The organism is Lachnoclostridium sp. MSJ-17, assembly GCF_018918205.1.
Classification (GTDB): Bacteria; Bacillota; Clostridia; order Oscillospirales; family Acutalibacteraceae; genus Ruminococcoides.
In genome coordinates this window covers 1-15,078 of sequence record NZ_JAHLQB010000043.1, presented here as the reverse complement: position 1 = coordinate 15,078, position 15,078 = coordinate 1, and the positions used below count along the sequence as shown (strand labels likewise).

Genomic DNA, 15,078 nt, shown 5'->3' with positions numbered 1-15,078 from the left:
CATAATTACCACTCGATCTCGTCTATGGATTTCGGGTTTTTGTTGTATTCGTCGCGGACTATTTTTCCGCTTTTCATCTCTATTACGTGGTCTGCCATCGGGGTTATCGCGTTGTTGTGGGTAATGAGCATTACCGTCATTTTCTGTCTGCGGCAGGTTTCCTGCAAAAGCGCAAGAATCTGTCTGCCCGTGTTGTAATCAAGCGCGCCTGTAGGCTCGTCGCACAGCAGAAGCTTCGGATTTTTCGCTAATGCGCGCGCAATACTGACCCGCTGCTGCTCGCCGCCCGAAAGCTGCGCGGGAAAATTATCCTTGCGTTCAAGCAAGCCTACGCTGTCCAGCGCTTCCTCGCTGTCCATGGGGTTGCGGCAAATCTGGGCGGCAAGCTCTACGTTTTCCTTAGCCGTGAGGTTGTGGACAAGATTGTAAAACTGAAATACAAAGCCGATATCGTAACGGCGGTATTCTATGAGCTGTTTGTCGCTGAGACGGCTGACGCTGCGGCCTCCGACAATGATCTCGCCTTCGGTACAGCTGTCCATTCCGCCGAGAATATTAAGCACGGTAGTCTTACCCGCGCCTGACGCGCCTACAACAACGGCGAACTCGCCTTCCTCAACTGAAAATGAAATTCCGTCGACGGCGTTGATAGTGATTTCACCCATCTGGTAGCGTTTGTATACGTTTTTAAACTCCACAAGCGGCATAGTAATATCCCCTATATATAATATAGTATATTTATATCATAATTCATTACAGTTTTCAATATTCAGATAAAAGGATTTGACGAATAAAAAAGCTGTAAAAGACAAATTATAACAATAAGGAGTGATTTGATGACAGACAACAACGCAACAATGAAAAGAAGCGGCGTATCATTCTACACAAGGCTCGGGCTGCTTTATCTGCTCAACCTGATTGACTGGATCTGCACGGAGGTGCTTATCGGGAGCGGAAGATTTACCGAGGCAAATCCCATTATGCAGCCTGTACTGAACGGCTTCGGAACCACCCTGCTGATAAAGGGAGTGATCCCGCTCGCGCTGATCATCCTGTGCGGAGTGCTTTTCAAACTGACGGGTGAAACGGAGAATAAGGTCGCGAATGTGCTGATTACAATCGGGATCGTCGCCTATTCTCTCGTCAATCTTTGGCATATTTTTAATTTTGTCTTGCTCTTTTCGGGATTTTAGGCTACAATATAAATCAGTATACAAGTAAGGAGTGATTTTATGCCCGCGTTATCGGTGCGGAACCTCAGCGTAAGCTTTGTTGAGCGAACGCTGTTTTCGGACGTGTCCTTTGATGTGGAGACTCACGACAAGGTGGGCTTTATCGGCGCGAACGGCGTCGGAAAAACCACTCTATTCCGCGCGCTCAACGGAGAGCTCGAACCGAACGGCGGAGTCATCGCCTTCGAGAAAAGTGTGCGCGTGGGCTACATGGAGCAGCATGCCTGCAACAACCCCAGAATCGATATCTTTCACGAGCTGCTGTCGGTTTTTGATTATCTGAGCGATACAGAGGACGAGATTGCCGCCGTTACCGCCGCTATCGACGCCGGTGAAGGTAATCTGGACGAGCTTGTCGAACGGCAGACAAGACTTATCGAGGAATTTGAAGCGCTCGGCGGTCTTACCTACAAGAGCCGCACACGCTCCGCGCTGCTGGGACTGGGCTTTTCCGAGGACGACTTTACAATGCCCGTCGGCAATCTGAGCGGCGGTCAGCGTTCAAAGCTCAGTCTCGCAAAGCTGCTGCTCTCGCGCAGCAATCTTCTTTTGCTCGACGAGCCGACTAACCACCTCGATATCAAAGCCGTCGGCTGGCTCGAGGATTTTCTGAGGGATTTCAAGGGCTCGATGATAATCATCAGCCATGACCGATATTTTCTCGACAACGTAACAAACAAGACGATCGAGCTCGAGCACGGAAAAATCATGTGCTACAAGGGCGCGTATACTGAGTTCATAAGAAAAAAAGAAGCCTACAACGAAGCTCTTAAAAACAAATATGAAAACGACATGAAGGAGATCAGACGCATTGAGGGCATCGTCGAGCAGCAGCGCCGCTGGGGTCGTGAGAGGAATTTCATCACAGCCGCTTCACGTCAGAAGGAAGCAGACCGCATCAAGGCTCAGCTCGTCACGCCCGAAAGCGAGCTCGAGACAATGCGGATGCGCTTTGAACCTAAATTTGAGAGCGGAAACGACGTGCTGATCTGCCGCAATCTCGCAAAATCCTTCGGAGAAAAACACCTGTTCAGCGACGTCAACATACATATCCGCAAGGGCGAGCGTGTGTTTATACTCGGCGCGAACGGCTGCGGAAAAACAACTCTCTTCCGCATTCTCAACGGAAGAATGCCTCAGGACAGAGGTGAATTCGACCTCGGCGCCAATGTTATGACGGGCTATTTCGACCAACTGCAGCAAAATCTCGACCTCAATAAAACCGCAATCGACGAGGTATGGGACAGGTTTCCGAACATGACTCAGACGGAGGTTCGTTCCGCACTCGCTTCGTTCCTGTTCAAGGGCGACGAGGTTTTTAAGCCGCTGTCTAAGATGAGCGGCGGCGAAAGAGCGAGGATATCTCTGCTTAAGCTGATGCTCCAGGGCAGCAATTTTCTGCTGCTCGACGAGCCGACAAACCACCTCGACGCTTCTTCACGCGAGGAGCTTGAGAAAACACTTTCCGAATACAACGGCACGCTGCTCATAATCAGCCACGACCGCTATTTTATCAACAAGCTCGCCGACAGGGTTCTTGTTCTCACACAAAACGGAATGAAGGAATACCTCGGAAACTACGACTATTACCTCGAGAGGATAAAGGCTGAAAAAGAAAGTGAAGCCGCTCAAAAGGCAGCCGACAAAAAAGAAAAGCCTCAGAATGAGTATTTCCTCAACAAACAGCGTCAAAGCGAGGAGAGAAAGCGCCTGACAAAACTGCGCAAGACCGAGGAGGAAATCGAGAGCCTTGAAGATAAGATCAATGAAATCCAGAATAAGCTCAGTGACAGCGAGGTTACAACAGACTATGAAAAGCTGATCGAGCTTACTAATGAGCTGGAGGAATTGCAGGCTAAACAGGAAGGTCTTTACGAAATCTGGGAAGAATTGTCGGAATGATTGACTAATTTCTTAAAATGTTGTATAATGAAAAAAGCGCGGAAATCCGCGCAATATCCGCCCGTGGCGCAGCTGGATAACGCAACGGATTCCGATTCCGGAGATCGGGGGTTCAAATCCCTTCGGGCGGGCCAAAATTTATGGGGTACCAAAGTGGTACCCCATAAATTTTTGTCCGCTCAGTGTCCGTTGGGATTTGAAGGCGACCGTGCCGAGCGCAGCGAGGTAAAAACGTCACGGTGTGACGTTTTTAGACCTGCAAACAAAAGTCAAGTAGTAAAGCGAAAAAATGTTAAGAAAAAATTACTGAAAACTGAGAAAAAGCAAGTACAGCAAATAGACCGCCGGAGCGGTCTTTAAAAAAAGTTTGATTGATTTCGTCCGGCAACCTTGACAGAACATCATAAAAATGCTTGTCAAAATGTGCCGACGGTGAGGAACTCATGAATAGACAAGGTCGATGACCGTCGGACTGCCGATTGTAGCATTTTTATGATAACCCGTCAAGGTCAGGCGGCTGCGCCGTGCCTGCGTATCGCCTCCGGTTCAGAATCTATGAATAGACGGATTTATGTGCACACCAACGTACCCTTTTCGTTGAGGACTTCATTGACCTTTGCGTAATATATGCGCAAAAATTTTGCTGCTGCGGCAGTCATGTAAGAATAATAATGTTTTCCTTCGGAGCGTTTTCTGTCAAGAAAGACATAAACAGGGTTATCAATCGGCTTTTGGGCACTAATCGCCCTAATGATAATAAATAGTGTTCTTCTTAATGAAGACGAGCCTTTTTTGGTGTTGGGACGGGATTTGGAAATGTGTTGCCCTGAATCATCCGGTTCGGTATCATATCCGAAAAATGCTGTGATTGCCCGTCTGTTATGGAAGCGTCTTGTATCGCCGATCTCCGCCATAAGCTCCTTTGAAAAAAATAAAACGGTCAGAAGCGATACAAGCCACTGACCGTTTGCCGACAAATCAAAAAATTACACGCACGACAAACTAAGCCAATCGCCTGCTTTGACAATTGACTGGTGCTGATTCATTCTGTTGAATACAAAATACAACATAACTGCGTACCTCCATAATTTGCTGCTTATTATAACACCTGCACATTTGGTTGTCAAGAAAAAATCTCGCTCATATGGCAAAGCGTTGGAATTTGAAAAACGGTATTCTTTGAATAAGCGTCGCAAAAAATGAGACGTGGTCAAAAATCGCCGACACCGCGCAAACACCCTCGTTCGGGTGCTTACCCTACTTTCTTCAACAAATCGCACACAGGGCGACACACGGCGAAACACGCTCGAGAAAACCAATTACACTGAAAAAAGCCAAAAGAGTTGCAGCCCTATTTTCAGGGCTGCGATTTTTTTATTCATCGGTGTGCAGTGCTTCCACCATCAGTCTTACGCCCAATCGAAATCCGCTGATAAAGCCTTCGCATTCGTTCAGACAATTCAGCTCTGTCACAGCGTCTTTGAATTTTCCGAACAGCTCAATCTCGTTTTCATTCATTGTAGCTTTGAGCGCTGCGTCATGTCTGAGAATCAGCTTAGCGAGCTTGTCGCTTTCGCTGTCCTTTTTGATGTCGCGTTCGAATGGGTGTACATTGCCGTAGAATAATTCTTTGATCGTATCCATGCCGATACCTCCTTTAGCACAACACAATACCACGCTTTTTTGAAAAGTCCAGCGGAAATGGGTATTTTTTTACAGCTCAAATTCATCGGTGATTCCGCTGAGCTTATCCGGCTCGCGCCTGACGTAATATTTTTCCGTTACTGATGTGGTAGTATGCCCGAGCAGGTCTGCAACCTGCTTTACCGTCAGCGTTTTGAGATTGCCGTTTTCATCCTCAATGCCGTTGATCAGCCGCGTTGCGAAGGTATGGCGCAGGCTGTGCAACCCCTTGTGAGGGATTCCGGCGAAATCAAGCAGCGTGTACCATCGCGAACGGAATGTGGACGGTCTTGTGAAGTCTCCTGCTTGACTTGATACCAGCGGACTGTCCTCTCCGAAATAACACTCAATCCGCAATATCCGAATCATCTCTATTGCAGTACGGTTAAGAGGAATTGTGCGCTTTGACGCGGCTGTTTTCAGACCTCCGACAATCAGCTCGGTTTCGCACATAGTGCCGTCCTTGTCACGTTTGCTGACTTCCTTTACCGCGCGGATAACGCTCAGCTCCCTTTTCTCCAAATCGATGTCGCTGTTGATCAAACCGAGGACTTCGCCCGTTCTCAATCCGGTGTTGAGCATCAGCAGATATGCTGCCGCTTGGTGATGCTTCAATACTTGTAATTTTTCTTGTTAATTTCATAATGCCTTGTCACTCCCAAATATTTTTATATATGAATTCCCCGCGAAAAGCTTTTCATTCCGTGCACGAATTCGGGGATATACATTCAGCCCTTTTCTTTCCGATTATAGGATAATATAGAAATCTTAAAATATCCTTTAAAAAAACTTCCTTATTCTATGTTTCCGTTATGTCAAGAACAGGATGCCTTAATCACGCTGCTCTTGACTCAATATTGTATTTTTCATTCTCTCCTCACCTCAAAAAAACAAAAAAGGACACACAACGAACAGAGGGAAAACTCCCTCTGTTTTTCGTTATGCATCCAAACGCCGGATGAATCTCCGGCAAAACCTTCTATACTATTTAAATGCAGTCTCTACGTCGGCGTCTATATTCCATCTGCCGTTATTAGCTTTGACCGCTGTTTTCAACAATTGATTATCCGCAGCACGCTTTACCTTTGTGTATGGGATATCGTGTTCCTTGGCGTAGTTATTCAGCGAAATATAGCGAACAAACGGCGTGTCGTTTGCAATAAGATACACATAGTTCTCCGCTTTCCATTATTCCAACTGCGAACACACAAGTCAAACGGTTTTTATTTGGTCGATGTAATTTTCAGACAATCTCTGTAGATTATTCGATGTTGAACATGCTACTGAATCCGGTGAGATCAAAAACTTCTCTCACAGACGGGTTGAGATTGCGAACTACCATATCACCCTTGCCGTCCATAGCCTGCGCCGCGCCGAGCAAAACGCGAAGCCCCGCGCTGGAGATGTAGTCCAGCTTTGTAAGATCCAATATCAGCTTCGTCGCGTCAGGAGTTGCATCGTTGATCTTGCTCTCAAGGTCGGGAGACGTGATCGTGTCAAGTCTGCCTTCGAGCAGGAAGGTGTATGCTGCTCCGTCTTTTTTGACCTCGACATCCAAGCGGCTTTTGCTGCTCAGATTTACAGCAGGTTTTTTATCTTTTTTACTGAATAATCCCATAATGTTATCCTCCAGTTTTCATTCATAATTTCAAGCGTATGTGCGTCAGGGCAGACTGTCAGTTTTTGGCGTTCGTATGAAGCCTGTTTTCGAGCTTAAAGGCTTTCGCGATCAACAGAGCCGCGATTCCGCAGAGCGCTCCCAGCAGGAGTCCGCACAGGACGTCTGTCGGATAATGCACATAGAGGTAAAGACGCGAAAATGCGATACAAACCGTCAGAGCCAGAGCGATAAACCCGAGCGTTCTTTTCTTTGCGAGCAGTACGGTCGTTACCGCTGCCGCAAGAGTGCTGTGAGTGGACGGAAAGCTCGCTCCAGACGGCTGCTTAATCAGCAGATTAATATCCGTATTGACGGTAAACGGTCTGGGACGGTTGACAAGGTGCTTGAGCAGTACGTCGCCGCTCAAGAATCCGAGCGCTAACGCAATAAGCACAATGATACCGACCGCACGAGTTTTCCGAAAGAACAACAGGATAACACCCGTGACTATCCATATGATACCCGAGGTCGTCAGATAACTGATAAACACAGCTAAATAATCCAAAAATCCGCATTTGAGCGAGTTCTGGATCGCGTTCAGAACAGACAGGTCAAATGATTGAATTGCTTCCATGATACACACACCTTTATAATAAAATCTATTTTCATTATACTATATGTTTTTTCAAAAACCAAGGGCAAATTGCAAAAAGTGCATATTTTTTTATAAATTCTATTGCCTTTTGGCGTTGCTTTTGTGTATAATATTAATTATGTAAGACACTTAACCAATAAACCCAAACTGCATTTTGCAGTAACAATAACATACTCGAGAAAGAAGGATATTTATTTTGAAAAAAATCTTAGCAATTCTTTTAGCGGCGACAATGATGGTTCCTTTGGCGGCATGCTCCGCTCAGCAGCAGTCCGGGAACAACAGCGAGCAGCAGGAAACTACCGCTGCGCAGGCTGAAACGAAAAGTTCACAAACCGAAAATGACAGAGAAACGATTTATCAGGTTGCCCTCTTGCAATCGCTGACGCAGGGCTATTATGACGGCATTATCAAGGTAAGCGAGCTCAAAAAGCACGGCGACATAGGCATCGGCACCTTTGAGGGCGTCAACGGCGAGATGATCGTACTCGATGGAACGGTATATCAGGCGCTCGGCGACAGCACGGTTCAGGAAGCGGCTGATTACGAAACCGTTCCCTTCTCCAATGTGACTTTCTTTGATAAGGACGGCAGCGTGGAGCTTTCGGATATAGGTGACGTTAATGCCTTAAAGGAAAAGCTCAACGCGATGGTTGAGCAAAACGGCAAAAACCTTTTTTACTTTGTAAGAATGAACGGCACCTTCGAGAAAATGAACGTGCGCAGCGAAATCAAGCAGGAAAAACCCTATAAGACGCTCGACAAGGCGCTCGAAACAGACCAGAGAGAATTTAACTATGACAACATCACAGGTACGGTAGTCGCTCTGTATTGCCCCGATTACATGAACGGACTGAACACACCCGGCTGGCATTTCCACTTCATCTCCGATGACAAAACAAAGGGCGGTCATTTGCTTGACCTTAAATTCAGTAAAGCAACGGCGGAGTACGACGCTACGCCCGAATTTGACATGTGCCTGACTGATAACGGCGATTTCCAAAAGATGGAGCTTTCAAAGGACGTCAGCGACGCTATCAAGAAGGTTGAAACAAACGAGGAATAATAAGATGAAATCGAATAAATTATATCAGGCTTCTACATTGCAGGCTTTAGCGCTGGGATATACAAAGCCCGTTGTCACAGTGCGGAAATTATTGGAGCACGGCGATACCGGACTCGGTACCTTCGAGCATGTGGACGGCGAGATGATCATTCTGGACGGCGTATGCTATCAAGCGAAAAATGACGGAAGCATCGTTCAGTCGGAAGACGCGGCAGGCGTGCCTTTTGCGGTTTCCGGATTTGTCAGAGGCGGAAGAGCCTTTGAAATAGATTAATTGCCGAACCTTGAAGCCATCAAGCTGGAACTGACCCTGAGAATAGAAGAAGATTTCGGTCTTAACAGCATCCATATTGCGCGGATAGACGGATGGTTTGAAAAAATACATGCACGCGCCGGAGCGCCTTATCGTTCACAGCACGTTTCCTTGAAGAATATACTTTCAAAAACGCAGAAGGACTTTTGTTTTGAGGGAATTTACGGAACGCTCGTCTGTGTGTATTTTCCCGATTATATGGACGGGATCAACGCTGCAGGATGGCACATGCACTTTCTCTCGAAGGACAAAAAGCTCGGAGGTCACGTATTCGAGGCAGCTTTTGGCTCGGGAGAATGTCTGCTGCAAAAAATGGACAGGATCGATATTCAGTTGCCGAATGACGCGGCATTTGATACATACTCTCTGAAAAATGCGTTAAAGAAAGAGATCGAGGAAGTAGAGCAAGGAAACGGTTGATTTATACTAAATGAGGATGGTGACGGGGACTTATGAGCCTGACTAAAAATCGCACTTTAGAGATACAGCTCAAACCGGAAAGCTATGAGGTCGCCGATCAGTTTATCAAACAATGGCTGATACAAAAGCGAATCGGCGATGAGAGCAGTTTTGAGACAATGCTGCTGTTTGAGGCTTTGTTTAATGATATGATCGAACAGGGCTACGGTCAGGATACTATCCTGACGATCAAAGCGCAAAAAAACTTCGGCGAATATAATATCACTCTCGGCTTTGAGGGCGAATCTTATATTCCGAGCATGAAAAAGGATCAGAAAAGCATTTCGCCCGAGCTGCAGATCGTGCAGGCTTTCAGCGACAAGGTAGGCTACCGATACCGCTTGGGCTATAACCGCGTCAGCATCGTTGTCAAAAGAAATAACAACAGCGCTCTGATTTACTGCTTTATCGCAATGCTTCTTGCTGTGCCGGTCAGCATAGCGCTGATCGCATTCGTAAGCGCCGACAATTTAACATCGCTCGATGAAAAATATTTTATGCCCATCATCAAGCAATTCGCAAACGCGATGCTTATGATCGGCGCACCGGTCACGTTCTTCTCCCTTGTCAAGAATCTGACAGACATCTATATCGTTTCGGAAAAAAACTCCTCTGCCAGAAAACTGCAGATAAAAACGATAGTCACTTCCTTTATTGCGGTAGTGCTCGCGCTGATAACAGGTCCGCTGATTGCGGATGTTTTATACCTGCATCAGGGCTATTTCGGAGGCTTAGGCTTGTTCTCAAGCGATATGAATATGACGGAGTTCATCAATTCGCTTGTTCCCGATAACATTTTTGAACCGTTCGAGACGATTATGCCGTTCCCGATCATTATTTTATCGCTGCTTCTGACCTACGCGTTATGCTCGATCGGAGAGTACTTCGGCGCGGTACACAAATTCATCAATATCAGCTTAGATGTATTCTCCAAAATGCTCACCGTCGTGATGTTCACACTGCCGTTCTTCTGTTTTTTCGCGGCTCTGTCGATGCTTATGATCGACGGATTAGAAAACCTGATGATCCTGTTAGAGGTGCTTCTGATCGTCGCGCTCAGTATGATCGTCATATCGGCGTTTTACCTGATACGCCTGCTCATCGGCAAAGTCAACATCAAGTCCTTTGCAAAACATTTGCCCGCGCTGCTGTGGGAGAATTTCAAAATCAGTTCCGTAATAGACGCGGTTCCGTTCAATATCAGATATTGCTCGCGCAAATACGGATACGACAGAAAGAGGCTCTCGGATAATCTGCCGATACTCGCTCAGACAAATCTGGATGGAAACTGCTTTTTGATCATGCTGATCTCAATGAGCTTCATCTTCCTGCTTGGTATAGAAATTTCATGGTTACAGATCATCGGCATAGCTTTTCTTATTCTGTTCCTCTCTGTCGGCGCGCCTAACCAACCGGGCTCGATAATGATCGGCATATTGATCATCACCCTGTATTTAAAGGCGGATGAGCTGATTATCATCGCAATATTTGCCGAAGTCTTTTTCGGCTGGCTGCAGAACATCATCAATGTGATAGGCGATATCGTCACGGTAGCCATAGAGGAGCAAAAAGCCCGGCAGCAGCTTGCTTCGTGATTAACAGTAAAACCGGTCTGTCAGGAGGGGTCATATGAAGTATCCGAACGCATCAAAAGGTCTTCAAACAATAGTGATAGCAGAATTCATCGCGTTGGCGGCGTCACTCATCTCCGTTATTGTGTCTGTTTTTGCTTTGCCGGGAGTTGATGCTTCCGAATCGGAACTCTTCACGTCCGGCGTCGTCGTGATTGTGACTATCGTCATATATGTTGCGGCATATGTTTTGGAAATCTTCGGAATTACCGCCGCGAGCAAGGATGAACCTGCCTTTAAAGTTTCGCTGTTCGCGATAATTGCCCAGATCATCTTCTTTGTCCTGTCGGCGTTTTTCTATGAAAACGAAACTGCTTATTTAATTTTCTCTATCGCCGGAGATGTTGCATATTTCTTCATGGTACACTATATCATCCACGGAATCATGCATCTTTCAGAGCGTCTCTGCAGACCGGATTTATCCAAAAACGGGAAAAAGATTTTTACAGTGATTTACATCGGCATCATTTTCGAAGTCATTGTGAGGATAATTGAGATCATTTTCGGTCAGAAACAAGGCGAAGAAATCGCACTGCCTTTCGATGTGGTCGCGAATATCCTGAAAACAATTGAATACTTCATGTTCCTGATCTATATCATAAAAGGTAATAAAGCGTTGAAAGAGAACCAGGGTGATATATAATGAACCTTAATCACTCAATTCATCTTCACAGCATAACATGTATGCAAAAGAGTCCTTCAGCGTGTGAAGGACTCTTTCTTAATGGCTTTTTGATGCAAAAGACGACATCGACTCATTTCCGGATATGCTGGATCAGATTGATACCGAATCCGGAAGAAGAGATCAGCACCGCCGATTTGGCGATTTTCGAAGCCTAATTTTTTCAAATAGGTCTACGATCAGATCGGCGTTCTTTGTGAAAATCTGCGGATTTAATGTTGTTCCTCATCTTCCGTTCCCAGATAGTATTTCAGGAACAGTCGCATAAAGCGACGCGCGGTGTCATAGGAAAACCCATAAACTTTTCTGCCACAGTGGGGGCTTTCTCTCCGAGGATCACATAAAAATAGTACAGGTCGCTAAGTTCTATGATGGGATCTCCCACGGCGAGCCGATCCATGTCGATCAGAAAATAACGCGGGCAAGCTCTGCCATTATTTTTGCGCAGACTATACCAATGCCATGCTATAGATTCTCTGATTATTCCGCAATTGTCCGGAAAAACATTTCACCTTAAAGCACAGGCTTTTCATATTCATTTGTGTAATATTTCATAGCCAGATCATTGTTGCCGACCAGCTGGAGCATACCGCCTGTCTCCCAGCGCAGTATCTCGCTTTCTTTGTAGGTTTCGTTAGAGGTCTTGTAGGCGCAGTTGGAAACCACATGAATTTCGGGAACATTATTTTCCAGAGCGTACTTCATGAATTCAGCCTCAAACAGTAACGAACCCCACGCAATATGGTAGCTGCTGCTGACGATTGCAATTGAATTTATGCTCGGGTATTTGTCCAGAATGATTTTATAGGAAAACTCGGCGTTCTGCGCAGTAGTCATCGATTGATTCTCAATGATCAATCTGTCTTCGCTGAGTCTGTGCTCCATCAGCCAATCGCCCATTAAACCCGCTTCGGTGACCTCTTTGTTGTCCTTCGCAGTACCGCCGCCGGTACAGATCACATAAGCATTAGGATACTGTTCGGAGCATTTCAGGGCGGTGTTCAGCCTGCCGACAAGCTCGTCCTTCATCGAACCGTCGTCATTCAGTTCAAAGCCGAGCACGGTAATGGCGAGACTGCTGTCCTTCGGCAGGTCTTCGGGAAGCTTATCGAGATTGACGGTCATCTCATTATTGGCATAATCCCAGTATTCCATAATCTTTTTCCAAAGCTCGCCCTGCTTGCTGTCAACGGTGTTGAGTTCATCAAGCAGCTCACTGACCTTGGCATCCGCTTCATGATCATAGCATCCGTGATAAGTGATAATATCCTGAATGATCGCGTCGGTTGTACGCGCAGGCGCGTTGGCTTGCCCGCATCCGGCAAACGAAAATACAAGAACCGCGATCATCAGCCAAATAGAAATCGTTTTTTTCATATCTTTTTCCTTCCTGTTCTTTGCTTCCTCTTAACACAGTATGGTCGGAGGTAACATAAAATATAGTTTCCGCTTAAAGATTCAATTCGCAAAGAATAACTATTTCATATATATTATATTACATTGGTATTATTTGTTCAAGTCAAATTAATATAAATCTCGATAAAATCGAGATTTTTCATTGTCAATGCTGAGCAAAAAAGATGTGTTTTTCAAAAAGTCCGGATAGAACTGAACTTGAAGATCTTGTCATTCTTTTAAATATCTCCATTTTTGGCAAGGAAAACAATTCCATTCTTTTATTTTTTATGTACAATAATCGTATAAAACCTGAAAAAATGAATCGTCTATGTACTCCAACCTCCCGTGGTTTTGAAAACTAATAGACGATTCACTTTTACATCATTATTTACTGTGGAAACGCGTTGTCGACGACCTGCGAGATATACGTTCTGTCGTACATCCGCGCGTTGGAAAGGTAAATATCCGGCCTGACGCCGTTATCCACGGTTTGGATCTGGCCGTTATAGCGCGTCACCAGCACGTTGTTGCTCGAGTATCGGAAGGAGCTGCCTGCGGCGGTCGAGCCGCCGTCGGAACTGCGCACAGCATGCTCGCCGCCAGCAATGCTGCGATGATCGCCCTGCCGTTTTTTGTTTTCATAAGCTGCCTCCTTTGTGCTCAGGTTTGTATTCATTTTCATCATAGCATATTCCCCGACGGATGTCCATACACACCGGAAAGATTATACCGTCAGCTTTGCTTATTATTTCTATTTTCTTAATAGTTTCATCAGCTCCAACTTTTATGTTGTAGTAAACATTTGTCTGATACTAAACAAACTGAAAACAATGGTTGGTTATTCAGTATAATTATTCTTGCTATTTACTGATTTAATAAATACAAACAAAAAAGCTGCAACCAGTACTGTTAATGCGTGACGATAAAGCCTGCGCTCAGAGGAACGGGTATGTCATCAAATCCGCCGCCGGTTGAATAAATAAACCGCCCGGGCTTTCACCCGAGCGGTTCAAGAAAATATTGAATGATGTTATTTCTTAACGATCTCTACCCACCACAACTCAGAATACCAATGCGTGTATCTGTTGATCTTGTACTTGTCTGTGTCGTAGCTGAATACGTTTGCAGTATTTTTATAAGCGTCCTTTTTCCAGATTTTGCAGATGTCGAGGTCGCCGTCGTTTGTGTTGCTTGTTACTCCGATTCTGGAGCTCGGATCAATGTTTTCCCTTATCTTAAAGACACACTTTGAGGTTTTGTTCTCTCCGAGGAAAGCGTTCGACTTCGTGCCGTTTGTGAGCTTGTTGTCGATGATCGTGATCTTGCCGCTGATGTCGGGGTCGCAGGAGGAGCTTGAACCCTTCTGGCAGTAGAGACCGCCGCCGTTTGAACCTGCAGTGTTGTTTTTGATCTCAACATCGCTCATTGTCAGGTAGTTCATAGAGTCGCAGAAGATCGCGCCGCCGTCTGAGCCTGCAGTGTTGCCTGTAAACTTTGACTCATTGAGAGTGAGGATTTCGCATGAGCCCCAGCCTCTGTAATCAAACATGATCGCGCCGCCTTTAGCTGCTGCCGAATTGCCTGTGAAAGTGCTGTTTGTAACGTTTGTTGTATCATCGGCGTAAATCGCGCCGCCCTTGTCAGCGCTGTTATTGACGAAAGTGCAGTTATCAACCGTGAGCGTGCAGTGGCTGTATACAGCTCCGCCGTTCTTGGTGCTGCCGTTGTCAGAGTCTGAGCAGTTGTCCTCAAAATAGCTGTTCTTAAGCGTCACGTTGGAGCTCTTGTTGTATACAGCGGATTCCTTATTGTTCTTAAAAATGCAGTTTTCAATGGTGGTATCCGCGTTTTTCTCGGTGACTACCGCTGAGTTTTTGTTGCCGGTGAAGGTTGTATTCTTTACGTTCAAAGTGAGGTTATTGACTCTGATGCCTGCGTCGGCTGAATCCTTGATGGTAACGCCGTCGATAGTTACTTTGCCGCCGCTGGAAAGGAGGCCGTTGATTGCCGAGCGATTACCCGAGGAATCCATGAGGGTGATCGTCGCGTTATCGCTGCAAATATCATATTTCTGATTGTTTGTGTGAATGATCGTGTGACCGCAGAGGTCAAGCGTCACGTTCTTGCCCTTGACATAGAGCGCTCCGTTCTTGAATTCGGTGTTCGCTTCGTAGTAGAATACATCGCCGGCGAGGTCATCGCTTTTCCAATCCTGAACAAGCTGCATGGTGCCGTTGTTCTTTACCGCTGCTACCCAGGCGTCGCCGAAGGAGAACATCTCGGTAGTCTTGCCGCCTGCCGTTACCTTGGCAACGGTGAGGTTTTTGATCGTATCGTCGTAACTATTCAGAACGATAAAAAATTGTATACCTGCACAAAAGAAATTTTGAAATATCGAATAGCCGGCATGCAGATGAAAGAAGTACAAATTGGTCATACGCTATGCTCTCCAGAGGC

15 protein-coding genes, 1 tRNA gene and 1 pseudogene are annotated in these 15,078 nt (G+C 46.0%); 7 read left to right on the top strand and 10 right to left on the bottom strand.

Features of this window, described 5'->3' with window-relative positions:
- Positions 1 to 5: 5 nt before the first annotated feature.
- Positions 6 to 707, bottom strand: a complete 702-nt coding sequence (locus KQI64_RS03630; RefSeq protein WP_216523382.1) for an ABC transporter ATP-binding protein — start codon at positions 705 to 707, stop codon at positions 6 to 8.
- Between the two features lie 129 nt (positions 708 to 836).
- Here KQI64_RS03630 and KQI64_RS03625 point away from each other — a divergent pair, with 129 nt between their 5' ends.
- The 3 genes from KQI64_RS03625 (at position 837) to KQI64_RS03615 (ending at position 3,268) form a co-directional block, all read left to right on the top strand.
- Complete coding sequence (locus tag KQI64_RS03625) at positions 837 to 1,193, top strand: DUF5658 family protein (protein WP_216523381.1); 357 nt, start codon at positions 837 to 839, stop codon at positions 1,191 to 1,193.
- Between the two features lie 39 nt (positions 1,194 to 1,232).
- Positions 1,233 to 3,134: an ABC transporter ATP-binding protein gene (locus KQI64_RS03620; RefSeq protein WP_216523380.1), complete on the top strand. Its 1,902-nt coding sequence runs from the start codon at positions 1,233 to 1,235 to the stop codon at positions 3,132 to 3,134.
- Positions 3,135 to 3,191: 57 nt separating this feature from the next.
- A tRNA-Arg gene (locus KQI64_RS03615) sits at positions 3,192 to 3,268 on the top strand.
- Positions 3,269 to 3,703: 435 nt separating this feature from the next.
- Here the strand turns inward: KQI64_RS03615 and KQI64_RS03610 are convergent.
- The 6 genes from KQI64_RS03610 to KQI64_RS03585 all read right to left on the bottom strand — a co-directional run bounded on the left by KQI64_RS03610 (position 3,704) and on the right by KQI64_RS03585 (position 7,051).
- Positions 3,704 to 4,048: a transposase gene (locus KQI64_RS03610; RefSeq protein ID WP_216523379.1), complete on the bottom strand. Its 345-nt coding sequence runs from the start codon at positions 4,046 to 4,048 to the stop codon at positions 3,704 to 3,706.
- Between the two features lie 460 nt (positions 4,049 to 4,508).
- On the bottom strand, positions 4,509 to 4,778 hold the full coding sequence (locus KQI64_RS03605; RefSeq protein WP_216523378.1) for a DUF6809 family protein: 270 nt from the start codon (positions 4,776 to 4,778) through the stop codon (positions 4,509 to 4,511).
- A 69-nt stretch (positions 4,779 to 4,847) separates the two neighbouring features.
- A complete protein-coding gene (locus KQI64_RS03600; protein ID WP_216523377.1) occupies positions 4,848 to 5,432 on the bottom strand; it encodes a site-specific integrase in 585 nt (194 codons plus the stop codon).
- Between the two features lie 369 nt (positions 5,433 to 5,801).
- Positions 5,802 to 5,987, bottom strand: coding sequence for a hypothetical protein (locus KQI64_RS03595; RefSeq protein WP_216523376.1), 186 nt, complete (start codon positions 5,985 to 5,987; stop codon positions 5,802 to 5,804).
- A 91-nt stretch (positions 5,988 to 6,078) separates the two neighbouring features.
- Positions 6,079 to 6,435: an STAS domain-containing protein gene (locus tag KQI64_RS03590; protein ID WP_216523375.1), complete on the bottom strand. Its 357-nt coding sequence runs from the start codon at positions 6,433 to 6,435 to the stop codon at positions 6,079 to 6,081.
- A 58-nt stretch (positions 6,436 to 6,493) separates the two neighbouring features.
- Entirely contained in the window at positions 6,494 to 7,051 is a 558-nt protein-coding gene (locus KQI64_RS03585) for a phosphatase PAP2 family protein (protein ID WP_216523374.1), read from the bottom strand.
- A gap of 217 nt (positions 7,052 to 7,268) precedes the next feature.
- Here KQI64_RS03585 and budA point away from each other — a divergent pair, with 217 nt between their 5' ends.
- The 4 genes and pseudogenes from budA (at position 7,269) to KQI64_RS03560 (ending at position 11,184) form a co-directional block, all read left to right on the top strand.
- On the top strand, positions 7,269 to 8,138 hold the full coding sequence (budA, locus tag KQI64_RS03580) for an acetolactate decarboxylase (RefSeq protein ID WP_216523373.1): 870 nt from the start codon (positions 7,269 to 7,271) through the stop codon (positions 8,136 to 8,138).
- Positions 8,139 to 8,142: 4 nt separating this feature from the next.
- Positions 8,143 to 8,871, top strand: a pseudogene (locus KQI64_RS10335) (acetolactate decarboxylase).
- A 32-nt stretch (positions 8,872 to 8,903) separates the two neighbouring features.
- The gene (locus KQI64_RS03565) at positions 8,904 to 10,505 is read left to right on the top strand and encodes a dicarboxylate/amino acid:cation symporter (RefSeq protein ID WP_216523370.1); all 1,602 of its coding nucleotides are present in this window, start codon (positions 8,904 to 8,906) and stop codon (positions 10,503 to 10,505) included.
- Positions 10,506 to 10,539: 34 nt separating this feature from the next.
- Positions 10,540 to 11,184, top strand: a complete 645-nt coding sequence (locus tag KQI64_RS03560) for a hypothetical protein (protein ID WP_216523369.1) — start codon at positions 10,540 to 10,542, stop codon at positions 11,182 to 11,184.
- 552 nt (positions 11,185 to 11,736) lie between these two features.
- On the opposite strand, the gene KQI64_RS03555 is transcribed toward KQI64_RS03560, so the two are convergent.
- The 3 genes from KQI64_RS03555 to KQI64_RS03545 form a co-directional block, all read right to left on the bottom strand.
- Positions 11,737 to 12,600 carry a YdcF family protein gene (locus tag KQI64_RS03555; protein ID WP_216523368.1) on the bottom strand — a complete coding sequence of 288 codons (864 nt, stop codon included), beginning with the start codon at positions 12,598 to 12,600 and terminating at the stop codon, positions 11,737 to 11,739.
- Between the two features lie 409 nt (positions 12,601 to 13,009).
- On the bottom strand, positions 13,010 to 13,306 hold the full coding sequence (locus tag KQI64_RS03550) for a hypothetical protein (protein WP_216523367.1): 297 nt from the start codon (positions 13,304 to 13,306) through the stop codon (positions 13,010 to 13,012).
- A gap of 345 nt (positions 13,307 to 13,651) precedes the next feature.
- A complete protein-coding gene (locus tag KQI64_RS03545) occupies positions 13,652 to 15,058 on the bottom strand; it encodes a right-handed parallel beta-helix repeat-containing protein (protein WP_216523366.1) in 1,407 nt (468 codons plus the stop codon).
- Positions 15,059 to 15,078 lie beyond the last annotated feature (20 nt).